Origin of the sequence: Aeromonas sp. HMWF016, from assembly GCF_963878195.1 — a bacterium.
Classification (GTDB): Bacteria; Pseudomonadota; Gammaproteobacteria; order Enterobacterales; family Aeromonadaceae; genus Aeromonas; species Aeromonas lacus.
In genome coordinates this window covers 25,151-48,227 of record NZ_CAWNWX010000117.1, presented here as the reverse complement: position 1 = coordinate 48,227, position 23,077 = coordinate 25,151, and the positions used below count along the sequence as shown (strand labels likewise).

Annotated in this window: 20 protein-coding genes; 11 read left to right on the top strand and 9 right to left on the bottom strand. The window is 57.6% G+C overall.

From position 1 onward, the window contains the following. The 7 genes from AACS24_RS20480 to AACS24_RS20450 form a co-directional block, all read right to left on the bottom strand. Nucleotides 1-3,826, bottom strand: a 3,826-nt coding sequence (locus AACS24_RS20480; protein ID WP_441296537.1) for an NAD-glutamate dehydrogenase, incomplete at its 3' end; no start/stop codon positions are given. 278 nt (nt 3,827-4,104) lie between these two features. Continuing rightward, nucleotides 4,105-4,326, bottom strand: coding sequence for a DUF2835 domain-containing protein (locus AACS24_RS20475; protein ID WP_041207791.1), 222 nt, complete (start codon nt 4,324-4,326; stop codon nt 4,105-4,107). Nucleotides 4,327-4,419: 93 nt separating this feature from the next. Next, entirely contained in the window at nt 4,420-7,044 is a 2,625-nt protein-coding gene (gene pepN / locus AACS24_RS20470; RefSeq protein ID WP_108571829.1) for an aminopeptidase N, read from the bottom strand. 152 nt (nt 7,045-7,196) lie between these two features. Beyond that, a complete protein-coding gene (prc, locus tag AACS24_RS20465) occupies nt 7,197-9,212 on the bottom strand; it encodes a carboxy terminal-processing peptidase (protein ID WP_033113535.1) in 2,016 nt (671 codons plus the stop codon). 8 nt (nt 9,213-9,220) lie between these two features. After that, nucleotides 9,221-9,859 carry an RNA chaperone ProQ gene (proQ, locus tag AACS24_RS20460; RefSeq protein ID WP_108571828.1) on the bottom strand — a complete coding sequence of 213 codons (639 nt, stop codon included), beginning with the start codon at nt 9,857-9,859 and terminating at the stop codon, nt 9,221-9,223. A gap of 101 nt (nt 9,860-9,960) precedes the next feature. After that, nucleotides 9,961-10,419, bottom strand: a complete 459-nt coding sequence (locus AACS24_RS20455) for a GAF domain-containing protein (RefSeq protein ID WP_033113533.1) — start codon at nt 10,417-10,419, stop codon at nt 9,961-9,963. A gap of 99 nt (nt 10,420-10,518) precedes the next feature. Next, nucleotides 10,519-10,983 carry a hypothetical protein gene (locus AACS24_RS20450; RefSeq protein WP_108571827.1) on the bottom strand — a complete coding sequence of 155 codons (465 nt, stop codon included), beginning with the start codon at nt 10,981-10,983 and terminating at the stop codon, nt 10,519-10,521. 283 nt (nt 10,984-11,266) lie between these two features. Here AACS24_RS20450 and ccoN point away from each other — a divergent pair, with 283 nt between their 5' ends. The 11 genes from ccoN to ttcA all read left to right on the top strand — a co-directional run bounded on the left by ccoN (nt 11,267) and on the right by ttcA (nt 21,436). Then, entirely contained in the window at nt 11,267-12,691 is a 1,425-nt protein-coding gene (ccoN, locus tag AACS24_RS20445) for a cytochrome-c oxidase, cbb3-type subunit I (RefSeq protein ID WP_181364249.1), read from the top strand. Nucleotides 12,692-12,707: 16 nt separating this feature from the next. After that, nucleotides 12,708-13,322 (top strand): cytochrome-c oxidase, cbb3-type subunit II, encoded by a 615-nt coding sequence (gene ccoO / locus AACS24_RS20440; protein WP_108571825.1) that lies wholly within the window; start codon nt 12,708-12,710, stop codon nt 13,320-13,322. Nucleotides 13,323-13,332: 10 nt separating this feature from the next. Then, entirely contained in the window at nt 13,333-13,515 is a 183-nt protein-coding gene (locus tag AACS24_RS20435; protein ID WP_033113529.1) for a CcoQ/FixQ family Cbb3-type cytochrome c oxidase assembly chaperone, read from the top strand. Further along, the gene (gene ccoP, locus AACS24_RS20430; protein ID WP_033113528.1) at nt 13,512-14,492 is read left to right on the top strand and encodes a cytochrome-c oxidase, cbb3-type subunit III; all 981 of its coding nucleotides are present in this window, start codon (nt 13,512-13,514) and stop codon (nt 14,490-14,492) included. Before AACS24_RS20435 ends, ccoP begins: the two co-directional genes overlap by 4 nt. Before the next feature lie 140 nt (nt 14,493-14,632). Then, nucleotides 14,633-15,133 carry a FixH family protein gene (locus tag AACS24_RS20425; RefSeq protein WP_108571824.1) on the top strand — a complete coding sequence of 167 codons (501 nt, stop codon included), beginning with the start codon at nt 14,633-14,635 and terminating at the stop codon, nt 15,131-15,133. 3 nt (nt 15,134-15,136) lie between these two features. Continuing rightward, entirely contained in the window at nt 15,137-17,533 is a 2,397-nt protein-coding gene (locus AACS24_RS20420) for a heavy metal translocating P-type ATPase (RefSeq protein ID WP_108571823.1), read from the top strand. Nucleotides 17,534-17,671: 138 nt separating this feature from the next. Further along, complete coding sequence (gene ccoS / locus AACS24_RS20415; protein WP_033113556.1) at nt 17,672-17,860, top strand: cbb3-type cytochrome oxidase assembly protein CcoS; 189 nt, start codon at nt 17,672-17,674, stop codon at nt 17,858-17,860. Beyond that, the gene (locus AACS24_RS20410) at nt 17,844-18,530 is read left to right on the top strand and encodes a sulfite exporter TauE/SafE family protein (RefSeq protein ID WP_108571822.1); all 687 of its coding nucleotides are present in this window, start codon (nt 17,844-17,846) and stop codon (nt 18,528-18,530) included. The genes ccoS and AACS24_RS20410 overlap by 17 nt, the downstream gene beginning before the upstream one ends. A gap of 68 nt (nt 18,531-18,598) precedes the next feature. Beyond that, complete coding sequence (locus AACS24_RS20405; RefSeq protein WP_033113524.1) at nt 18,599-19,354, top strand: FNR family transcription factor; 756 nt, start codon at nt 18,599-18,601, stop codon at nt 19,352-19,354. Between the two features lie 151 nt (nt 19,355-19,505). Further along, nucleotides 19,506-20,453, top strand: a complete 948-nt coding sequence (gene uspE / locus AACS24_RS20400) for a universal stress protein UspE (RefSeq protein WP_108571821.1) — start codon at nt 19,506-19,508, stop codon at nt 20,451-20,453. Between the two features lie 74 nt (nt 20,454-20,527). Further along, nucleotides 20,528-21,436: a tRNA 2-thiocytidine(32) synthetase TtcA gene (gene ttcA, locus AACS24_RS20395; RefSeq protein ID WP_005336634.1), complete on the top strand. Its 909-nt coding sequence runs from the start codon at nt 20,528-20,530 to the stop codon at nt 21,434-21,436. A gap of 103 nt (nt 21,437-21,539) precedes the next feature. Here ttcA and AACS24_RS20390 read toward each other — a convergent pair whose 3' ends face one another. Next, nucleotides 21,540-22,229: a DUF2987 domain-containing protein gene (locus AACS24_RS20390; RefSeq protein ID WP_108571820.1), complete on the bottom strand. Its 690-nt coding sequence runs from the start codon at nt 22,227-22,229 to the stop codon at nt 21,540-21,542. 16 nt (nt 22,230-22,245) lie between these two features. Then, nucleotides 22,246-22,983, bottom strand: coding sequence for a hypothetical protein (locus tag AACS24_RS20385; protein ID WP_181364251.1), 738 nt, complete (start codon nt 22,981-22,983; stop codon nt 22,246-22,248). Nucleotides 22,984-23,077 lie beyond the last annotated feature (94 nt).

Below are 23,077 nucleotides of genomic sequence, written 5' to 3'. Positions count from 1 at the left end.
CCGCCAGCTCGGGTCGGGTCAGTCCCTGCCCCGCCGCCATCCGCTCGGAGAGCTCTTCATCGGATGGCAGGAACTCCAAAGCGCGGTCGAGCTTGCCTTCCCGCTCCAGCCCCTGAATAAAGCGCTGCTGCTCTTTGAGTTGTTCAGAGCCGCGGAAGCTGGTGACCGAGATGGACTGGGACTGGCGATAGGCGTTGGTGATGACGATCTGCGCCACATCGTCGGTCATCTCGTAGAGCATCTGGTTGCGCTGCTTGAGGGTCATATCCCCGGCCGCCACCAACTGGTTCAGCAGGATCTTGATGTTCACCTCGTTATCGGAGCAGTCCACCCCGCCCACGTTGTCGGTAAAATCGGTATTGATGCGACCGCCCTGACTGGCGTACTCCACCCGGCCAAGCTGGGTAAAGCCAAGGTTGCCGCCTTCACCCACAATGCGGGCACGCAGATCACGGCCATTGACCCGCAGAGCATCGTTGCTGCGATCACCGACCTCGGCGTCGCTCTCGCGGGCGCTCTTCACGTAGGTGCCGATACCGCCGTTCCACAGCAGGTCGATATTCAGGCAGAGCAGCGCCTTGATCAGCTCGTTCGGCGCCATGCTGGCCTTGTCGCTGCCGAGCAGGGTCTGCATCTCGGGGGTAAGCTTGATGGACTTGGCCGAACGCAGGAAGATACCGCCCCCTGCCGAGATCAGGCTCTTGTCGTAGTCATCCCAGGTCGAGGTCGGCAGCTCGAACAGACGCTTGCGCTCGACAAAGCTCTTGGCCGAATCCGGATTGGGGTCGACGAAGATGTGCATGTGGTTGAAGGCGCCCACCAGTCGGGTGTGCTCGGAGAGCAGCATGCCGTTGCCAAACACGTCGCCGGCCATGTCGCCGATCCCGACGCAGGTAAAATCGGTGGTCTGGCAGTTGATACCCAGCTCGCGGAAGTGGCGCTTGACCGACTCCCAGGCGCCGCGCGCTGTGATGCCCATCTTCTTGTGGTCATAACCGACCGAACCGCCGGAGGCGAATGCATCGCCCAGCCAGTGGCCGTACTCCAGGCTGATTTCGTTGGCGATATCGGAGAAGGTGGCCGTCCCCTTGTCGGCAGCCACCACCAGGTAGTAGTCATCCTCGTCGTGACGCACCACATCCTTGGGCGGGATCACCTCGCCAGCGATGATGTTGTCGGTCACATCGAGCAGACCGCGGATAAACAGGCGATAACAGGCCTTGCCCTCTTCCTGAATGACGGCGCGAGGGGCACCCGCCGGCATCTGCTTGCAGTAGAAGCCACCCTTGGCCCCCACCGGCACGATGACGGTGTTCTTCACCTGCTGGGCTTTGACCAGACCCAGCACTTCAGTGCGGAAGTCTTCTTTGCGATCGGACCAACGCAGACCGCCACGAGCTACCTTGCCCCAGCGCAGGTGTACCCCTTCCACTCGGGGCGAGTAGACAAAGATCTCGAACTTGGGCAGCGGCAGCGGCATATCGGTGATGCTGGACGGCGCCAGCTTGAAGGAGATGTAGGGCTTGATGTTGCCCGCCTTGTCCTTCTGGTAGTAGTTGGTACGCAGGGTGGCGTCGATCATCTCCACATAGCGGCGGATGATGCGGTCGTCATCGAGGTTGGCAACCTGATCCAGCTTGGCGGCAAGCTCCTCGTGCAGTCTGGCCTCGGTTTCCGCATTGCGGGTCATGGCCGGATTGAGACGCTGCTCGAAAAGCCCAAACAGCAGGCCGGCGATATCGGGATAGCGGGTCAAGGTCTCTTCGATATAGGACTGGCTGAAGGAGACGCCGGTCTGGCGCATGTATTTGGCATAGGCGCGCAGCACCGAGACCTGACGGCCAGTGAGGTTGGCCCCCAGCACCAGCCGGTTGAAGCCATCATCTTCCAGCTGCTTGTTCCAGATGGCCGCGAAGGCTTCCTGGAAACGCTGCTGGCTCTGCTCCAGATCGAACGGCTGATCGCTGTGCAGCAGCATGGAGAAGTCGAGGATCCAGAACAGCTCGCCTGCCGGAGTACGCACCTGATACGGGGTCTCGCCAATGACACGCAGCCCCATGTTCTCCAGCATCGGCAACACGTCGGAGAGGTGGATAGGTTCGGTACGGTGGAACAGCTTGAGGCGTACCCGGCGATCGTTCTCCTCTTCCTGAGCGCGGTAGAACAACATGCCAAGTGGCTCGGCTTCACTCAGATTGTCCAGCGCCATGATGTCGGCCACGGCTGAGCCCGGCAGCACATCTTCCTTGTAAGCGCGGGGGAAAGCGGTGCTGAAACGACGACGCAGTTCGTTGCCGCGCGCTTCGCCATAGTGGGAGAGCAGCACGGAGTCGAGTCTGTCATCCCAGCTGCGGGCCGCTTCAATCAGGTTGTTCTGTACTTCGTTCACATCCACATCCACGTTGTTGTTGTTAACCCGCACTATGTAGTGAGTCCGCGCCAGCACTCCCTCGGTGAAGTAGACGTTGAACTCCACCTCTTCGCTGCTGCCGAAATACTGTTGCAGGATCTGCTGGGTCTTGATCCGCAGCGCGGTGTTGTAGCGCTCCTTGGTGACATAGACCATGCAGGAGAAGAAGCGACCATAGACATCGCGGCGCACAAACAGGCGCAGCATGTCCCGCTCCTGCATCTCCAGCACACCCAGACCGGTAGCCAGCAGCTCCTCTTCGCGGGCCTGGATCAGCTCGTCACGGGGGTAGGTTTCCAGCACGTTCAGCAGCGCCTTGTAGGCGTGGGAGCCCTTCTCATGGCCGGAGGAGGCCATGATGCGCTCGAGACGATGGCTGATGAGCGGGATCTGGGTCGCACTGGTGTTGTAGATGGAGGAGGCATACAGACCGATAAAGCGATCTTCCCCCACCACCTTGCCATGCTCGTCAAAGCGCTTGATGCCGATGTAATCCACATAGGCCGGGCGATGAACACGGGATTTGCTGTTGGATTTGGTGAGGATCAGCAGATCCTGACTGAGGGCGGCGTGACGGGCGCTGGCCGGCATATTGCCAAGACGCTGCCCCTCATCCTTGATGGAGTTCTTCATCAGACCGAGGCTGGAGTTCGCCTGCGGCAGGATCTCGTGATCCCCCTCCACTGCCTTGACGTCGTAGCGGCGATACCCCATCAGGGTGAAGTTATGGGCCGCTACCCATTTGAGAAACGCGATGCAGGAGTTGACCTCCTCCTTGCTCACCGGATGGTTGCGCTTGGGCAGCTCATCGATGATTTCATTGAGCTTGGCCAGCATCGGCTGCCAGTCGCCAACCGCCAGAGCAACTTCGCCAGAAACGGATTTGAGCTCGGCTGCCAACGCTTCCATCTGCGCTTCGCTGGTAAGGTGATCGATTTCGATGAGGAAGGCGGTTTCGACCGATGTCTGCCCGTCGGTATTGTCGAGATCCAGAATGGCGCTGATCTTGCCCTCTTCGCTGCGGATCAGGTGCAGCGGCTGGTGCAGCATCATGTGGGCGGTGATATTGAGACGCTTGAGCGCCATCCGGATGGAGTCCACCAGGAAGGGGGAATCCTGCAGGATCACCTCGACGATAGTATGGGGGGACTGCCAGCCATGGCGAGTCAGCTCGGGGTTGTAGACCCGGATATAGGGTTCGGTGCCGCTACGCTGATTGAGGGCATTCCAGAGGCTAAGCGCCGCGCCGTAAAGATCGCTGTCGTTGCGATCATGCATGTCGGAGCTCGCCATGTTGCCGTAAAACTTGGCCACGAAGCATTCGACCAGAGAGGCACTCTTCTTGGGCAGTTTTTGATGGATCAGGCCGAGAACGTTTTCGAGCAAAACTGAGGTAGGGGCGTCTTTCAATGCCATTTTTATATTCCTTATCGGACGACATTAACCACCGACGCAGAGGCAACCACCCTGGTTACCCGCTGGTGCAGAGTTGTTGCGAAGTGTAATGGCTTGGATCAAGGAAGGCGAGAGAAGATGCTAACGGACTGTTAAAAACAAGGTGCAGATCACGGCTTAAACTGTGAGATATTTTGCCAACAGGCAAAAAAACAGAAATTCCCACTGCCTTTGTGCCACTTTTCCGGATAGATAGTGAGCATAATCAGATAATCAGTCGGTAAACTGTTCGTTTTTTGTTAACTTATGCGTTCGAGGCTGATAAAGCGATAATCGTCCTGCGTTTTGAGACGAAAATAGCCATGTACCCCGCTGATAGCGACAAAAGGCCGGATTTTATCGATGCCAAGCTCGATGGTCAGCCCCTGTTCACTGCGCACCACCAGCCGTCTGGCGTGGCCCTGATACATCAACATCACCTCGTCACTGCTCAGCGACAGCCGAAAGGTAAATTGCTTCACGTTTACTCCCGATAGATGCCCTGTTTACCCCGCTGGCAAGCAGAGAGGGTCAAAAAACGGGGCAAAGGATGACACTCCCCTGCCCCGTCGATGTTACTGCTGCAGCGCCTTGCTCACTTTTTCGAACAGATCCCGCGCCAGCCCCTCGAGGTTGGCCAGACGGGTCAGCTCGGCGCGGATCAGCGCCTTGCGCCCCTCATCGAGCCGCTTGAACTGGATCAGCGGGGTGATGAGGCGGGAAGCCACCTGCGGGTTGACCTCGTTGAGCTCGATCAGCAGATCGGTCAGGAAGCGATAACCGCGACCATCGATGGCGTGGAACTGCACCTGGTTGTTCATGGCAAAGCTGCCGACCAGCGCACGCAGACGGTTCGGGTTGCGAATGCTGAAGGTCGGGTGAGCCATCGCCTGTTGCACCTCGCTAAGCACATCCTCCGCCGGCTTGCTACCCACCAGACGCAACCAGTTATCCAGCACCAGACCATCCCTGGCCCACTTGCCTTCGAAATCGGCCAGCAGCTCGGAGCGGCACGGCAACAGATAGCTGTTGGCTACCTGCAACGCCGCCAGAGTGTCGGTCATGTTGTCGGCGGCGGCATATTGTTGGCGCACCAGCAGGTCGGCACTGCCGGCATCGAGGGCCGCCAGATAGCCGAGCACCACGCTCTTGAGCGCGCGCTTGGCCATATCGGCATGCACCACCTGATAACCCGGCAAATGAAGGCTCTCGTAGGTCACCAGCAGCTGGGCGCCAAAGGCTTGCGCCAGCGAGGTGGTGATCTCGTTGCGCACCTGATGGATGGCATCGATATCCGCCACCTCGAACAGCTCGGCCAGGGTTGCTTCGCCCGGCAGGGTCAGGATCTCCGCCTTGAGCGCCGGATCGAGTTCGGCATCTTCCAGAATGGCGATAAAGGCTGCCAGCAGGGTTTGGGAGAGCTCAACCCCCTGTCCATGCTGCACCCGGGCTACCCCGTCGATAACCGCCTTGTTGATCAGCATCTGCGCCGCATCCCAGCGGGCAAATTCGTTGCGGGCATGACGCATCAGGAAGGCAAGCGCCTCATCGCTGTAATCAAAGTGCAGCTTGACCGGCGCGGAGAAGTCCCGCAGCAGGGAGGGAACCGGCTTGACCGGCACCTGATCGAACACGAAGGTCTGCTCTGCTTCCAGCACGTCGAGCACGTTGCCGATAGCCTTGCCCTGATACTGCAGCGCAATAACGGTGCCCTGCTCGTCATAGAGTTCGATATCGAGCGGAATGTGCAGCGGCAGCTTTTGCGGTTGATCCTGAGTCGGCGGGGTGTGCTGGCTCACATGCAGACGGTAAACCCCGCTCGCGGCATCATACTCGTCGGTCACGGTCAGCTCGGGAGTGCCGGACTGGCTGTACCAGCGGCGGAAACGGCCGAGATCCACGCCGGACGCATCCTCCATCGCCTGCACGAAATCATCGCAGGTGGCCGCCGAGCCATCGTGACGCTCGAAGTAGAGGCGCATACCCGCCTGGAAGGCGGTCTCACCCAGCAGGGTGTGCATCATGCGGATCACTTCCGACCCTTTCTCATAGACGGTCAGGGTGTAGAAGTTGTTCATCTCGATCACCACATCCGGACGGATGGGGTGCGCCATGGGGCCCGCGTCTTCGGCAAACTGCGGCCCGCGCATGGTACGCACGTTGTCGATGCGGTTGACGCCACGAGAACCCAGATCGGAGGAGAACTCCTGATCCCGGAACACCGTCAACCCCTCTTTCAGGCTGAGCTGGAACCAGTCACGGCAAGTGACGCGGTTACCGGTCCAGTTATGGAAATATTCGTGACCGATCACCCGTTCGATATCGTTGTAATCGTTGTCGGTGGCGGTCGCTGGGTTGGCCAGTACGAAACGGGAGTTGAAGATATTCAGCCCCTTGTTCTCCATGGCGCCCATGTTGAAGAAGTCCACCGCCACGATCATGTAGATGTCGAGATCATACTCGAGGCCAAAGCGCTGCTCGTCCCAGCGCATGGAGTTGATGAGGCTCTCCATGGCGAAACCGGCGCGATCCAGATTGCCTTTGTCGACGAAGATCTCGAGAGCCACCTTGCGACCGCTCTTGGTGACATAGTGGTTGCGTTCCACATCGAAATCACCGGCCACCAGGGCAAACAGGTAGCTGGGCTTGGGGAACGGATCCTGCCACTGCACGAAATGGCGGCCGTCGCCCAGATCGCCGCTATCTACCTTGTTGCCGTTGGAGAGCAGGAAGGGATATTTGGCTTTGTCGGCGGTGATGCGGGTGCTGTAGCGCGCCAGAATATCGGGGCGATCCAGATAGTAGGTAATGCGGCGGAACCCTTCCGCTTCACACTGGGTACAGTAGGCATCACCCGATTTGTAGAGCCCTTCCAGCGCAGTATTGGCGGCCGGATCCAGCAGGGTGACGATGGTCAGCACGCATTCGGCGGGCAGATTGAAGATGGTCAGGGTGCTCTCGCCCTGCTCGTAGTGTTCGCAGGGGATGCCATCGATGGCGATGCTCTCTAGCATCAGCTGCTCACCATCCAGCACCAGCGGCGCATTGTGCTCACCGTTGCGGCGGATGCGGGTAATGGCGGTAACCCGGGTCTGTGGCTCCTGCAGCTGGAAATCGAGGTCGATGGTGTCGATCCAGTAGAGCGGTGCCTGATAGTCCTGACGATATTTGGCCGTCATGGCCTGGGAGTGATCGTTCATTATTGTCTGCTTCCACGCTTGTTAAAGGCGAGAAAGAGGCTGTCACAACCAACTGGCAGGGTCAAACAATTTGCATTCAGTCATAGACGCCAAACAAACCAAACAAAAAGAAAGGGCGACCGGAGTCGCCCTTGCTCGTTATCTCAGTCAGATCAGCTGCGTTTGCCGGTTTTGGCCAGATCTGCCGTAATATTGGCCGCTTCGACCAGATATTCGTCAGGGGCCTCAAAATCGGCAGGCAGTTCATCCAGGCTCTTCACCGGCGGCTTGCCAAGGCGAGCCAGTCGCTCATTGGTACGCTTGAGCGCCTTCTCATCCTGCTTGGCCTGCTCTGCCAGACGTACCGCTTCATTGAGGGAGACTGACTTCTTGTCCTTCTCCTCCTTGTAGTCAGCAATGTCCTGCATCACGTAGGCAAACTCAGGATCCTTGGCGATGCGCGCATCGTGGGCCGACTTCAGCTTGGGCAGCAGGCTGGCAAAGTTGCCGAGCTTGTCATACTTGGCCGAAGCGATCTTGTCCCAAGGCAGCGCATTAAACTCACGGCTCTCACCCGTCTCTTCCGGTGCAACCGGTGTCGGGAAGCTGATATCCGGTGCAACCCCCTTGTTCTGGGTACTGCCACCGTTGATCCGGTAGAACTTGGCGATAGTGTACTGCACGTGACCCAGCGGCTGCTCGTAGAAGTCGTAGACCTTGGCGAGGCTGCGATGCTGCTGCACCGTCCCCTTGCCGAACGAGTTTTCACCGAGGATCAGAGCCCGGCCGTAATCCTGCATGGCTGCAGCGAAGATCTCGGACGCCGAAGCGCTGTAGCGATCGATCAGCACAGTCATGGGGCCGCCGTAATAGACGTTGCCATCATCGTCACCATTGACCGTGATACGCCCCATGTGATCACGGATCTGAACCACCGGGCCACTGCCGAAGAAGAGGCCGCTCAGGGCAGACGCCTCGGTCAGGGCACCACCACCGTTACCGCGCAAATCGATGATCAGGCCGTCGATCTTCTGCTTGTTGAGGGTAGAGAGCTCCTTGATCACATCATCATGCAGATTGACGTAGAAGCTCGGAATCTCGATGACACCGATCTTCTTGCCTTCAGCCGTGATCACCTTCGACTTGGCAGCGCGATCTTCGAGGCGCACCTTGTCGCGAGTCAGGTCAATCAGCTCGGTCTTGGCGGTTGCCCCCTTGCCACGCTGGATCTCCAGCTTGACCTTGCTCCCCTTGGGCCCCTTGATGAGCTCGACCACGTCATCAAGACGCCAGCCGATCACATCGACAATCTTGCCATCGTCCTGCCCTACCCCAGTGATCTTGTCATCGGGCTTGAGGCGGTTGGACTTGGCAGCCGGGCCGCCGGGAACCAGCGAGCGAATGACGGTGAAATCATCCTCTGCCTGCAACACGGCACCAATCCCCTCGAGCGAGAGGTTCATCTCGGTATTGAAACGATCGGCACTGCGCGGAGAGAGATAACTGGTGTGCGGTTCGATGGCACGAGCGAAGGAGTTCATGAAGAGCTGGAACACATCCTCGCTCTCGGTCTGGGACATCCGCTTGATGGCGTTGTTGTAACGCTTGCCAAGCAGCTCCTTGATCTCGGGCCACTCCTTGCCGCTGAGCTTGAGGCTCAGGGCATCAAACTTGACCCGCTGACGCCACAACTCATTGAGTTCGGCCTCATCTTTTGGCCAAGCCGCCCCTTCCCGATCAAACACATAGTTGTCGTTCTGGGTGAAATCAAAAGGAGTATCGAGCAGTTTGAGGGCGTATTCGTACCGCTCATAACGTCGCTGCTGACTCAGGTTGAACATCTCGTAGGCGGGCGCCAGACGGCCTCTTTCAAGGTCGGTGTCAAAACCGTTACGGTACTTTTCAAAACGGCTGATATCAGAGGCCAAAAACAGATTGCGGCTGTAATCCAGGTTCTCCAGATACTTGTCGAAGATCACGGAGGAGAAGGCATCATCCAGCTTGAACTGTTTGTAGTGCGAGCGGGTAAACAGATTGGTAATTCGCTTGCTGGCCGTAGCATGTTGGCTCTCTTGAGCCAACACAGGCAAATCACTCTCCTTGAGCACCGGCTCGATGGCCTGTGCAAGCCCGACAAACGCCAGGCTACAGGCAACGAGGGAAAAACGAATTACGCCATGCTTCAACATTTGTCTCCTTAGAGAACCAAGTGCTCTGATTTGACCCGCAGCATCATGCCGGTCTGCAGTTGGACCTGTACATCATCTTTGGTCACTTCCTTGATGGTGGCCGCAACCGGGGATTTACCCATGACAACGCGCACACCCTGACCCACTTTCAGCGTAGCGGCATCCACTTTTACCAGCGGAGCTTCAGCGACCGGTGCTTTCTCCTGCGCTTTCGGCTTGGCAGCTACTTCAGCTTTCTCGGTTTTGCGGGGAGCGGGACGACGGGGCTTCTTGGCCTTTTCATCCTTCTCTTTGGTATTGGTGCGACGGCTGGCAAAGACGCGCTCTTTGCTCTCTTTCAGAGCCTGCTTGGCGTGCTCGATGTGCTCTTCGGTCAGCAGTTCGCCCGGGTTACCATCCAGATCAACGCGAGCCTGACCGGCTTTTAGCCCATGCAGATAGCGCCAGCTGGAGGTGTATTGACGCAGTGCGGAACGCAGCATGGTCTTGGAGACTCTGGCATCGTCAGCAAGACGCTCGGCCAAATCCTGGAAGATGCCAATCTTGAGCGGCTTGGCCTCTCCTTCAGCAACGAAGCAGGCCGGGAATTTCTCGACCAGGTAGGCAACGATCTCTTTACTGTTCTTCAGCTTCTCAGTGTTTTCCATGTATAACCTTGGCTTTCAATAAACGCACGGGCACTTCCCGAGCACAACAAAGGCCCCATTATAGAGAGCTTGGGGCCTTTTGCGAACCATCTAGCAATGACTTAAAGCATGCTTTCCAAAATTTGCACCGTTTCTTCAAGACCAATCCGGTCTTCCTGGTCGAAACGGTTAAAAATCGGACTGTCGATATCCAGCACCCCGATGATCTCGTGACCCCGGCGCAGCGGAATCACAATTTCAGCGTTGCTGGCACCGTCACAGGCAATATGTCCCTCGAACTGGTGCACATCATCCACCAACTGGGTCTTGCCTTGGGCAACGGCCGTACCACAGACACCACGGCCAACCGGGATCCGGACACAGGCCGGCTTGCCCTGGAAGGGGCCGAGCACCAGGGTATCCCCTTGCAACAGATAAAAACCGACCCAGTTGATACCGGTCAACTCCTGATTGAGCAAGGCGGAGAGGTTGGCGAGTTTGGCGATCAGATCTGGCTCCCCTTCCAGCAGCGCCTGCGCTTGCCGGTTGAGGGTACGATAAAAGGCGTTCTTGTCACTCATGATTAAATGCACTTCACTCCCTGTAGACTGAAGGGAAGGTAACCTCTGAGACAAAAATTTCAAATATTTTTTCCAGAGTCCCCCTTCCCTACCACGACATCACGATTCCCGAGCGACTGAAAGTGCCAACTGTTGGCGTTGGCCATTGCTCCACTCAATATTGAGCAACCAGACCATCATGGGCGATGTGCAGCTTCCTACCAGCGCATTTGCCTGCCAGCCATTGCCACTTGATTCAAAATTGACAGGAATGGTGCCCATAAACATATCTCGCCCCTCGAGCCAGGCTTTGATCGGTTTAATCCCGGGCTCCCCGCCCTCCAATCGAATTATAAAATCGCGTTCAGCGCGCACAGGTAATTGTGAAATAGCAATTGCCATCGACTTTTCACCAATTAATACGTCACAACTGCTGTGGGAAAGATCACAAATTTGATCTTTTTTTGGTTCGGAATTTTGTGAGTTATCGGCTGCAAACCAGGTGCGATAGCTCACCAACGCCACCAGAACGGCCAGCACTAGCACAAGATGCGTTACTTTCTGTGCAGTCAGTCTCTCTTTCATCAAAAACACCCTGTAAAGATGTAATAAAAATGGTCTTTTTTTGATCTCGCACAAGGTAAAACAAGCGTGTAAACGAGACCGGGCGGAGCCAAATATATCACTGTTTATACTGTTATTTTACCTGTCAGTTCAGTATCATTCCCATGGAGTTTTCATTTAGCCATCTTTTACTTTTCCTTTCGTTAACAGGTGTTAACAAGTGGTTGAAGATAGCTCGATGAAGTCCGTCCGGTTTGCCGGACAAAAAACCAAACAACAGCAGCATCGGAAGCGGAATATAACGATGAGCCATACAACTAACCATCCTGAGTACAACTACACCGTTGTTCGCCAGTTTACCGTCATGACGATTGTCTGGGGAATTGTCGGCATGTCGGTTGGCGTACTGATCGCAGCCCAGCTTATCTGGCCTGCCCTTAACTTCGACACTCCGTGGCTGACCTACAGTCGTCTGCGGCCCCTCCATACCAACGCGGTGATTTTTGCCTTTGGCGTCAGCGCTCTGATGGCAACGTCGTTCTACGTTGTTCAGCGCACCTGCCAAACCCGGCTGTTTGGTGGCCCGCTGGCAACCTTCGTATTCTGGGGCTGGCAAGCGATCATCCTCTCTGCCGCCATCTCTCTACCGCTGGGTTATACCTCCGCCAAGGAGTATGCCGAGCTGGAGTGGCCGATTGATATCGCCATCACAGTGGTATGGGTCGCCTATGCCATTGTCTTCTTCGGCACCCTGATGAAGCGCACCACCTCCCACATCTATGTGGCGAACTGGTTCTTCGGCGCCTTCATTATTACCGTTGCGGTGCTGCACATCGTCAACAACATGGAAGTGCCGCTCTCCGGCATGAAGTCCTACTCCATGTACTCCGGCGCCATGGACGCCATGGTGCAATGGTGGTATGGCCACAACGCGGTAGGCTTCCTGCTGACCGCCGGCTTCCTCGGGATGATGTACTATTTCGTGCCCAAGCAAGCTGGACGTCCGGTTTACTCCTACCGTCTCTCCATCGTGCACTTCTGGGCGCTGATCTCCCTCTATATCTGGGCCGGTCCGCACCACCTGCACTACACCGCACTGCCTGACTGGGCTCAGTCGCTAGGCATGGTGATGTCCCTGATCCTGTTCGTGCCCTCTTGGGGCGGCATGATCAACGGCATCATGACCCTCTCCGGTGCGTGGCACAAACTGCGTTATGACCCCATCCTGCGCTTCCTGATCGTCTCCCTCTCTTTCTACGGCATGTCGACTTTCGAAGGCCCGATGATGGCGATCAAAACCGTCAACGCCCTCTCCCACTACACCGACTGGACCGTCGGTCACGTACACTCCGGCGCGCTGGGCTGGGTAGCCATGGTCTCCATCGGTGCGGTTTACCACCTGATCCCGAACCTGTTCGGTCAGGGCCGCATGTACAGCATCAAGCTCATCAACGTCCACTTCTGGCTGGCGACCGTGGGCACCGTGCTCTACATCGTTGCCATGTGGATTTCCGGCGTGATGCAGGGCCTGATGTGGCGTGCAGTCAACGAAGACGGCACTCTGACCTACAGCTTCGTAGAAGCGCTGCAGGCCTCCTATCCCTTCTACTTCGTGCGCTTCCTGGGTGGCTGCTTCTTCGTCACCGGTATGCTGCTGTTGGCCTACAACGCCTATCGCACCATCACTGCGCCCAAAGGTTCCCTGGAACCTGTCGCCCAGCCAGCATGATTGAAGAGGTCCAAGAATGAGCAACAATAACCGTCACGAAATATTTGAAAAAAGCGTTCCCATGCTGGTGGTCGGCATCATCTTCGCCATCAGCCTGGGGGGCCTGGTTGAAATCACCCCGCTGTTCTTCCAGAAGCAGACCACCGAGCCGGTGGAGGGCCTCAAGCCCTACACAGCACTGCAAATGGAAGGGCGCGACATCTTCATTCGCGAAGGCTGCACCAACTGCCACAGCCAGATGATCCGTCCGTTCCGTGCCGAAACCGAGCGTTACGGTCACTACTCGGTTGCCGGCGAGAGCGTGTGGGAGCACCCCTTCCTGTGGGGCTCCAAGCGTACCGGTCCGGATCTGGCCCGCGTAGGCGGTCGCTACTCCGATGCATGGCACCACGCTCACCTCATCAACCCGCGTGATGTGGTACCCGAGTCAAATATGCCTGCCTATCCCTGGCTCGACACCAATGTGCTGACCGGCGAGATGACTGGCAAAAAACTGGCGCTGTTCCGCGATCACTTCGGTGTGCCATATACCGATGCGGATATTCAGGGTGCAGGGGAAGCAGTTAAAGGCAAGACCGAGCTGGAAGCCCTCATCGCCTACCTCCAATCACTGGGTCATGCCCTGAAATAAGGAGCCTGAGATGGATTACGGCACATTTCGCGGTCTGTATACCCTGCTGTTGATGGCCATCATGATTGGCATCATCGTCTGGGCCTACAGCAAACGCCGCAAGACCTCTTTTGATGAGGCCGCCAATCTGGTGTTTGCCGATGATGAGCAAACCGGTGCTGATAAAAAGAACGCAGGAGCGAAACAAGAATGAGCACTCTGTTTAGTATTTTCGTAACCGTCATCACCCTGGGGACCATCCTTGGCTGCTTCTTGCTGCTGATGTGGTGCCTCAAGGACAAGATGGGCGTCGAAGAAGGCAAGCCGATGGGCCACTCCTTCGATGGCATCGAGGAGATCAACAACCCGTTGCCGAAGTGGTGGACCTACATGTTCCTCTTCTTCATCGTCACCGGTCTGGTCTATCTGGTCGCCTTCCCGGGTCTTGGCAACTTCAAAGGCCTGCTGGGCTGGCAAAGTTCCAACCAGGATGTACGTTCGCTGGCCGAATCCAAGACGGCAACCGAATCAGCCAAGGCTGAAGGTCGCGCCGTGGAGTACGACCGTGAGGTCGCCAAAGCTGACGAGATCTATGGTGCCAAGTTCCGTGAACTGACCTATGAGGCAGATGGCAAGACCTACCGTGCCATCACCGAAATCGCCAAGGATCCGGAAGCCCTGAAAGTGGGTCAGCGTCTGTTCCTGCAGAACTGCTCCCAGTGCCATGGCTCTGATGCCCGCGGCGGTCGCGGTTTCCCGAACCTGACCGACAGCGAATGGCAATGGGGTGGTCAGCCTGATCAAATCAAGACCACCATCATGGGCGGTCGTCAGGGGATCATGGCTGCTTGGGGTGAAATTCTGGGTAAAGACGGTGTGCAAGAGGTGGCATCCTATGTGCTGAGCCTCTCCGGTCGCAAGGTTGATCTGGTCGAAGCCAAGAAGGGCGAAGCGCGCTTCACCATCTGTGCTGCGTGCCACGGCCCCGATGCCAAGGGCGGTATCGCCGTTGGTGCACCGGACCTGACCAACAACACCTGGCTCTACGGCGGTTCCCGCGAAGTGGTGGTGCAGACCATCACCCACGGTCGCCACGGTGTGATGCCGGCCTGGAAAGACATCCTGGGTGAAGACAAGGTACACCTGCTGGCTTCCTACGTTTACAGCCTGTCCCATCAGCCTGCTAAATAAAGGTCGCTCACATAAGTCGTAACATGTGATAAACACGTGATTACACAGCAAAAAGCCTCGACTCCTCGAGGCTTTTTGTTATCTTGTGTTGCAGAAAAGCTCTCTTACTCGTTAATCATTCGTTTCACGGCAGTAGCATCATGACCCAACCTGTATTCAAACCCTGGTATCGCCAATTCTGGCCCTGGTTTATCATCGCCCTCCCCACTGCCGCCGTTGTCGGCAGCATCTCTACCGCCATCATTGCCAGCAAGGATGGGGTCAATCTGGTGGCCGAGGACTATTACAAACAAGGGAAAGAGATCAATCAGGATCTGAGCAAGTTCGATCGCTCCGAGGCCCTCAATATCCGCTTTGGGCTGGAAGTTGACGGCAACGAGCTGACCCTCAAGCCCATCAGCGGTGATATTCCCGCCGGGCAAGCCCTCTATCTCTCACTGTTTCATCCGACTTTGGCCGGTCAGGACAGCGAACACATGATCACCGCCGATGCGAGCGGCACTTATCGCCTCCACTTCGACAAGCCCCTCACCGGTAAATGGCACATCCGGGTGGATGCGTTCAACCACGAGTGGCGCCTGCAAGAGACGGTACAACTGCCCACCCATGCACCTGTCGAACTCGATCCGAAAGGACGCTAAGTCATGACCGGCTGTTTTCACTGTGGCGAGCCGGTTCCCGCCAATAGCGGCTATTCCCTCGAGATCAAGGGGATCGTCAGGCCCATGTGCTGCCCAGGCTGTCAGGCTGTGGCAGAGACCATCATGGAGTGCGGCCTTGCCAGCTATTACGATCACCGCACCGCCCCCGGCATCAAGGGCGAACTGGTGCCCGAGGAGCTCGCCGCACTCACCCACTACGATCTGGCGGAAGTGCAGCAGGAGTTTGTCACCGACAGCAGCACTGGTCGCGAGACAACGCGCGAAATTCAGCTGACGGTAGAGGGCTTGACCTGCGCCGCCTGCGCCTGGCTTATCGAGCGCCATCTGATGACGCTAAGCGGTCTGCGCTACATCAACGTCAACACCACGACCCATCGCGCCCGTATCAAATGGGATCCGGCCCAGCTCTCCCTGAGCGACATTCTCAAGGGTTTCGCCAAGATTGGCTATCGCGCCTACCCCTTCCAGACCCATCAGCAGGAAGCCCTCTACGCCAAAGAGGTGCGCAGCTACATGTTCCGGCTGGCATTGGCGGGGCTGGGGTCGATGCAGGTGATGATGTGCGCCGTCGCGCTCTACATGGATCTCTTCATCAGCGTCGAAGATGAATTCATGGTCTACTTCAAGTGGATAAGCTTGCTGCTCTCCACCCCCATCATGATCTACTCGGCCCAGCCCTTTTACATCAACGCCTGGCGCAGCCTGAAACAGGGCCATCTGTCGATGGATGTCTCGGTATCGCTGGCACTGATCGGGGCGTTTATCGCCTCCATGTGGGCCACCGTGTTCAATACCGGTGAGGTCTACTACGACTCCATCACCATGTTCGTCTTCTTTCTGCTGCTCGGCCGTTTTCTTGAGCTACGGGCCCGGCGCAAAGCCTCCGAATCAAGCTCCAACCTGGCACGGCTGGTGCCCATCATGGCGACCCTGATCGACCAGGATGGTGAGCATGAGGTGGCAGCCAAGACCCTGCAGGTCGACGATCGGGTGCGGGTACTGGCTGGAGCGACGCTGCCCGCGGATGGCGTCATCGTGACGGGAGAGGCAAGCCTCAACGAGGCGATGCTGACCGGCGAGCAGTTACCGCTGTTCAAGCAGTGCGGCGATCTGGTCTATGCCGGCACCATCAACACCGATGCGCCGCTGCAGATCCGGGTGACCCACCGCATCGAAGAGTCGCGCATCTCCCAGATCATGCGCCTGCAGGATCATGCCCTCGATGACAAACCGGCCATCGCCCAGATGGCGGACCAGCTGTCGCGCCACTTTATTCTGGTGCTGCTTATCATTGCCGCAGCGGTCTGGACCTTCTGGCACTTCCACCAACCGGAACAGGCATTCTGGATCGCGCTGGCCGTGCTGGTGGCTACCTGCCCCTGCGCACTCTCGCTTGCAACGCCGACCGCGTTGACCTCGGCGACCGCCAATCTGACCCGCAACGGCATCCTGCTGCGCCGCGGCCATGTGCTGGATATATTGACCAAGGCCAATCGGATCGTGATGGACAAGACTGGCACGCTCACCACAGGTGAGATCCGCCTGTGCGCCACCACTGTGCTCGGCACGCTGGATGCAGACCGCTGCTTGAGTATCGCCCGGGCGCTGGAGGCCCAGTCCGAGCACCCCATCGCCCGTGCTTTCAGGCTACCCGCCGATGAAGTGGCGCAGTTGCAGCAAGCAAGCGAAATCACGCCAGTCATCGGTCACGGCATCACCGGGCTGGTAGACGGCGTTCGCTATCGTATCGGCAGCGCCCGCTGGCTTGGCATGGAGAGTAACGACAATCCCGAGCATGGTCTTGCCATCTACCTTGCCGACGAACAGCGACTGCTCGCCCGTTTCGAGCTGGATGACACCTTGCGCCCGGATGCCAAAGCGTTGATCGAAGCGTTCAAGGCTGCCGGTCTGCAGACGACTATTCTGACCGGTGACAGCTCTCCCCAGGCTGACGAGATTGCCCGAACCCTTGGGGTCGACGAGCTGGTCAAGGGGGTGACGCCGGATGGCAAGCTGGCGTATCTCAAAGCCCGTGAAGCAGAGGGCGAGATCAGCATCATGGTGGGTGATGGCATCAACGATGCCCCCGTGCTGGCCGGAGCGCACGCCTCCTTTGCCATGGCGGGCGGCACTGACCTGGCCAAAAACAGCGCCGATGCCATTCTGCTGGCTGATGACCTGAGTCGTCTGCTCGATGCCAGAAGGCTCGCGCTGCGCACCCGCAAGATCATCATCGAGAACTTTACCTGGTCCATCGGTTACAACCTGCTGGTACTGCCGCTGGCAGCCTGTGGCTGGCTGCCTCCCTATCTGGCGGCTGCGGGCATGTCGCTCAGTTCACTCATCGTGGTGACCAACTCGATGCGCCTCAACAGATAAGCAAACTGCAAGAAAATAGCTGAAATAGTGGCCTGCCTCCGATGCAGGCCACATTTTTGACCGATAGCGGCTGGCCCTCCTCCCGAACGGGGTTACCATGGAGGACGCTTGCCGCGGATGAATGCCAAGGTACCTCTCATGAACATAATTTTTGTCCTGATCCCCATCGCCATTCTCTTCGTCGTCATCGCCGGCGTGGTCTTTTTCTGGGCCATTCGCTCCGAACAATTTGAAGATCTCGATCGCCAGGGTTCCAACATCCTGTTCGATGAAGATGAACCCCAACAAAAAGCGGTGAAGCCCTCCTCCCATGACTCACAACCTTGATCTGCTGGGTGCCCTGCTGGTAGGACTGGCAGGCTCGGCTCACTGCATCGGCATGTGCGGTGGCGTCTCCGCCGCCCTCTCCATGGCCATCCCGGCCGACAAACAGTACTTCAGTGGACGCCTTGGCTACCTGCTCAACTACAACCTGGGGCGGATCCTGAGCTATGTGCTGGCAGGCGCGCTGGTGGGCGGCCTGCTCGCCACCACAAGTGAACTGGGCGCAGGCAAACATGCCATCGAAGGACTGCGGCTGGTAGCCGCATTGCTGATGATCGCCCTTGGTCTCTATCTGGCCGGCTGGTGGCAGGGGATCCTGCTGCTGGAGCGCCTCGGCGCCAAACTCTGGCCCCATATCAAACCCCTTGCCGGCAAGTTTCTCCCCTTCACCTCGCCGCTGCAGGCACTCCCTTTTGGCATGGTCTGGGGCTGGCTTCCCTGCGGGCTAGTCTACTCCATGCTGACCTGGAGCGCGGCTGCCGGCTCTGCCGCTGGCGGGGCGCTGATCATGCTCTTTTTTGGCCTCGGCACCTTGCCGACCTTGTTCGCGCTGGGAGGGCTTGCCGATCGCCTCAGATACTGGTTAACCCTGCGCAGTTTGCGCCTTGGCGGTGCTCTGTTACTCATTTTGTTCGGGGTTCATACCCTGTGGGTTGGCATAGCCGCCTTTTGAAACCCTATCCAAAACGGATGAGTTGGTGGTAAACTTGTTTGATATAAATCAATTATTCGTATGAGCCTATGATCCCGGAAAAGAAACCTGGCAGACGTATCCAGAGCGGTGGCTGTGCAATTCATTGCCAGGATTGCAGCATCAGTCAGCTCTGTATCCCCTTCACCCTGAACGACAACGAGCTTGATCAGCTCGATAGCATCATCGAGCGCAAAAAGCCGATCCAGAAGGGTGAGGAGCTGTTCAAGGCCGGTGATGAGTTCAAGTCGCTCTACGCCATTCGTTCCGGGACCATCAAGTCCTACACCATCACAGAACAGGGCGATGAGCAGATCACCGCCTTCCACCTGGCTGGTGATCTGGTCGGGTTTGACGCCATCAACAAACAGGCTCACCCCTCCTTTGCTCAGGCGTTGGAAACGGCCATGGTGTGCGAGATCCCCTTTGAAGTGCTGGATGATCTCTCCGGCAAGATGCCCAAACTGCGCCAGCAGATCATGCGTCTGATGAGCAGTGAAATCATGGGCGATCAGGAGATGATTCTGCTGCTCTCCAAGAAGAATGCTGAAGAGCGCCTCGCCGCATTCCTGCACAACCTCTCGGTGCGCTTCTCCGAACGCGGTTTCTCTGCCAAGGAGTTCCGTCTGGCCATGACCCGTGGCGATATCGGCAACTATCTGGGTCTGACCGTCGAGACCATCAGCCGTCTGCTCGGCCGCTTCCAGAAGTCCGGTCTCATCAGCGTCAAAGGCAAGTACATTACCGTGCTGGATCAGGTCGCGCTGGGCATGATGGCCGGAGCTACCCGTCCGCCCTGCGGCTGATTGTTCTCCTTACAACCCCGCTTTTATTCCGCTTTCCCTGCCGGATCCTTTCCTCTGGAATGTGATCCGGTACGTTCCAGCTCCCCTCCTCCTGCGCTAAGCTGTAATGACTAAGATTCTGCCGTCATTGGACTTTTCCAAGGAGGAGAAGATGGTCAAATATCAGAATATTCTGGTAGTTATCAATCCAGAAGAGGAGCGTCAAATTGCCCTCGAACGGACCGTCAAGATCGCCGAGCTGGACGACAATGCCCGCCTGACCCTGCTGCTCACCATCTATGACTTCTCGTATGAAATGACCGCCATGCTCTCCGTCGAGGAGCGTGAAGAGATGCGTAACGGCGTTATCTCCCAGCGGCGAGAGTGGCTGGACGAGATCCTCACCCCCTACCGCTCGCAAGGGATCGCTTGCGAGGTCAAAGTGATCTGGCACAACCGCCCCTTCGAATCCGTCATTCAGGAGGTGCTGGAGCAACGCCACGATCTGGTGGTCAAGGCCACCCACCATCACAGCTTCCTGCAAACCTTCATCTTTACGCCGACCGACTGGCATCTGCTGCGCAAATGTCCCTGCCCGGTGCTGCTGGTAAAAGAGGGCCATTGGAAACGGGGCGGCAATATCATCGCCGCCATTAACTGCTCCAGCGACGATCCGGATCAGAAACTGCTCAACGAGCGGATCACCCAAGAAGGTGGCGATATCGCCGAGCTGCTCGGCTCCAGTCTCTATCTGGTCAACACCTATCCGGGAACTCCGGTCAATGTAGCCATCGAGTTGCCGGAGTTTGATCCCAACGCTTACAACGAGGCTATCCGCAAACACCACGAGACCCTGCTGCTGAGCCATGCCGACAAGTTCGGTATCGGCCATCTCTGGACCCGGGTGGCGGAAGGGTTGCCGGAAGAGGTGCTGCCTGACATGGCCGAAGAGCTGGATGCCAATCTGATGATCATGGGCTGCGTCGGCCGCACCGGTCTCTCGGCCGCCTTGCTCGGCAATACCGCCGAACATGTGATCGACCGTCTCTCCTGCGATCTGCTGATCCTCAAACCGGCCGACTACAGCTGCCCGGTCGACAGCCGTCGCAATCAATCATAAGGTGCCTGGCACCTTGCCCTCCCCCGGGACATGGCTATAATAACGCGCTTATTTGTGTCCCGGGTTTTACGAGCATGCTAGAAGAGCTGAACGCCAAAGAAAAATACAGTTTCAACAAACTGCAAAAGCGCCTGCGGCGCAACGTAGGTCAGGCCATTGCCGACTTCAACATGATTGAAGAGGGCGACAAGGTCATGGTCTGCCTCTCCGGCGGCAAGGACAGCTTCGGTATGCTCGACATACTGATGAGCCTCAAAGCCAGTGCCCCCATCCATTTCGATCTGGTTGCCGTCAACCTAGATCAGAAGCAGCCCGGCTTCCCCGAGCACGTGCTGCCCGAGTATCTGGACTCCCTCGGCATCGAGTACAAGATTGTCGAAGAGGATACCTACTCCATCGTCAAGGAGAAGGTACCGGAAGGCAAAACCACCTGCTCCCTCTGCTCACGGCTACGCCGCGGTATTCTCTACCGCACCGCCCAGGAGCTGGGTTGCACCAAGATTGCCCTTGGCCACCACCGCGACGACATCCTCGAGACCCTGTTCCTCAACATGTTCTACGGTGGCAAGCTCAAGTCCATGCCGCCCAAGCTGGTGAGCGACGATGGCAAGAACGTGGTGATCCGCCCGCTGGCCTACTGCAAAGAGAAGGATCTGATCCGCTACGCCGACGTCAAAGCCTTCCCCATCATTCCGTGCAACCTGTGCGGCTCGCAGGAGAACCTGCAGCGTCAGGCCATCAAGCAGATGATGCAGGATTGGGATCGCCGCTTCCCGGGTCGTATCGAGACCATGTTCACAGCCATTCAGGACGTGATCCCGAGCCATCTGCTCGACCACAAGCTGTTTGACTTCAAGAGCATCAACCGCGACTCCGGCATCATCGATGGCGGTGACAAGGCCTTTGATCCGCCCGAGATGCCAAAAGCGCCGCTGCTGGACATCGACGAGATGGACATGCTGGATGTGATTGAAGTGCGCTAAGCCGCTCTCACAGGGCAAACGCCACACAATAAAAAAGGAGCGATTATCGCTCCTTTTTTGCTTTCTCGATCTGCCTGTTGCCAACGTGACAGCGCCGTTGGCATCACCCCTTGTGCAGCCAGGGGGTCAACCGCAACACCTCGCCCTGCAGACGCAAGGTACCAGCCGCAAATGCACTCAGCTGCGCATTGCTCAAGAGCAACTGGCCATCCTGCCACGCAACAGGCTCCTGCCGGGCCCCATCGACAAGGTAGGCAGTCCCTTGCGGCTCAACCAGTGCGATCCGGATACCCTCCATCTTCGGCAAGAAGTACTTGCCGACCATACCCGCCATCTTGTCCAGCAACTGCTGCATCTGCTGCTGACGCTTGGCAAGCTCTGCCAGTGGCATGTCGGGAACAGCCGGTGCATCGGCCATCACCTGCACCGTCATATCGCAGGTCGCGTGCGGCTCTTTCAGGGTGACCGCAACCACCGCCTTGTCGAGATTGAGGTCGTCATCGAACGGCAGACGCAGTTCGCTGTCGATCGTCACCTCCCCCTTCACATCCTTGTCCTGCGTCGAGACCCGGGCTGAGTCGAGCGCACAGCGCTTGCCATTTTGCGGATCGGTCAGATAAAACCCCAGTCTGGCATGGCCAAACTCGCCCTTGGCGAAGGTCTTCATCTGGCTGTAGAAGGCGCCATATTGCAGCTCCAGCACAGGTTGCTCGGCCATCGCCACTGTCGGCAGCAACAGACTGGCCAGCAGGGTACGGCGTACGGTAGAGATCACTCCATATCGACAGATCATTCAGCGTCCTTTTGCATCATGCATTGAAATGGTTGGGTCCTTCAGCCACCTCGTTAACCTCTACCGCCACCCCGCAGAGATCCCGATAGAGGATCCCCTTGCAGTTGAAGTAGAGCGGTGCCACCCAGATAAGACCCAATCCCATCGGGATCAGGGCCACAAAGAAGAGCGCAGCCATCACGCCGTGAAACAGCACCAGGCTCGGCCAGCCGCGCAGGAAGATCTTGAGAGAGACCACAATGGCCTGCGGCGGCGTCATGCCGCGCTCCAGCACCAGTGGCACGGTAAAGAGCAGCCCCATGCCGATCAGTGCGGAAGGAATAAACGAGAACATCACCGGCAACCCAATCAGTTCGAACAGCGGGCCAAACAGGCTGGTGAGCAGACTGCCGAGCAGACTCAGCATGCCGAGGCGCACAAAATGGCGGAAGAAGTCGAACACCTGGTTTGCCCGGGCGCGTACTCCGACTGACTGCTGCAAACCGAGCATGTCGAGGGCACTGGTCATGGGGGCCATGATGACGGTGATCAGCAGGCTGAGGATCATGGCCACATTCATCTGGCTGTCATCGCCGATATAGGGCACCAGCACCATGTTGCTGAGCAGGATCCAGATCGCCGTGACGCCGACAATCGCCAGCAGCAGGCCAAATCCGGTACGGCGGGTCTGTTGCCACCCCTCTTGAATGACCCCTTTCAGGTCCAGGCGATAACCCTTGTTCAAAGATTGCTCGAGCGAGCCGCCAATACGCATTCTGTTACTCAATTGACTATCCAATATCGAAAACGACCAAATCAGGTGGCACATTATAGCGACTTGGCCTGCTATTCGTAGTCGTTTTTCCTGA

Excerpts from the sequence above, each read along its gene's own strand:
- uspE (WP_108571821.1), top strand. The coding sequence starts at position 19,506 with ATGGTCAAATATCAGAATATTCTGGTAGTTATCAATCCAGAAGAGGAG.
- AACS24_RS20435 (WP_033113529.1), top strand. The coding sequence starts at position 13,333 with ATGGATTACGGCACATTTCGCGGTCTGTATACCCTGCTGTTGATGGCC.
- prc (WP_033113535.1), bottom strand. The coding sequence starts at position 9,212 with ATGTTGAAGCATGGCGTAATTCGTTTTTCCCTCGTTGCCTGTAGCCTG.
- ccoP (WP_033113528.1), top strand. The coding sequence starts at position 13,512 with ATGAGCACTCTGTTTAGTATTTTCGTAACCGTCATCACCCTGGGGACC.
- AACS24_RS20455 (WP_033113533.1), bottom strand. The coding sequence starts at position 10,419 with ATGAGTGACAAGAACGCCTTTTATCGTACCCTCAACCGGCAAGCGCAG.
- pepN (WP_108571829.1), bottom strand. The coding sequence starts at position 7,044 with ATGAACGATCACTCCCAGGCCATGACGGCCAAATATCGTCAGGACTAT.
- AACS24_RS20405 (WP_033113524.1), top strand. The coding sequence starts at position 18,599 with ATGATCCCGGAAAAGAAACCTGGCAGACGTATCCAGAGCGGTGGCTGT.
- ccoS (WP_033113556.1), top strand. The coding sequence starts at position 17,672 with ATGAACATAATTTTTGTCCTGATCCCCATCGCCATTCTCTTCGTCGTC.
- ccoN (WP_181364249.1), top strand. The coding sequence starts at position 11,267 with ATGAGCCATACAACTAACCATCCTGAGTACAACTACACCGTTGTTCGC.
- AACS24_RS20450 (WP_108571827.1), bottom strand. The coding sequence starts at position 10,983 with ATGAAAGAGAGACTGACTGCACAGAAAGTAACGCATCTTGTGCTAGTG.
- AACS24_RS20385 (WP_181364251.1), bottom strand. The coding sequence starts at position 22,983 with ATGCGTATTGGCGGCTCGCTCGAGCAATCTTTGAACAAGGGTTATCGC.
- ccoO (WP_108571825.1), top strand. The coding sequence starts at position 12,708 with ATGAGCAACAATAACCGTCACGAAATATTTGAAAAAAGCGTTCCCATG.
- AACS24_RS20390 (WP_108571820.1), bottom strand. The coding sequence starts at position 22,229 with ATGATCTGTCGATATGGAGTGATCTCTACCGTACGCCGTACCCTGCTG.
- AACS24_RS20425 (WP_108571824.1), top strand. The coding sequence starts at position 14,633 with ATGACCCAACCTGTATTCAAACCCTGGTATCGCCAATTCTGGCCCTGG.
- AACS24_RS20420 (WP_108571823.1), top strand. The coding sequence starts at position 15,137 with ATGACCGGCTGTTTTCACTGTGGCGAGCCGGTTCCCGCCAATAGCGGC.
- proQ (WP_108571828.1), bottom strand. The coding sequence starts at position 9,859 with ATGGAAAACACTGAGAAGCTGAAGAACAGTAAAGAGATCGTTGCCTAC.
- AACS24_RS20410 (WP_108571822.1), top strand. The coding sequence starts at position 17,844 with ATGACTCACAACCTTGATCTGCTGGGTGCCCTGCTGGTAGGACTGGCA.
- ttcA (WP_005336634.1), top strand. The coding sequence starts at position 20,528 with ATGCTAGAAGAGCTGAACGCCAAAGAAAAATACAGTTTCAACAAACTG.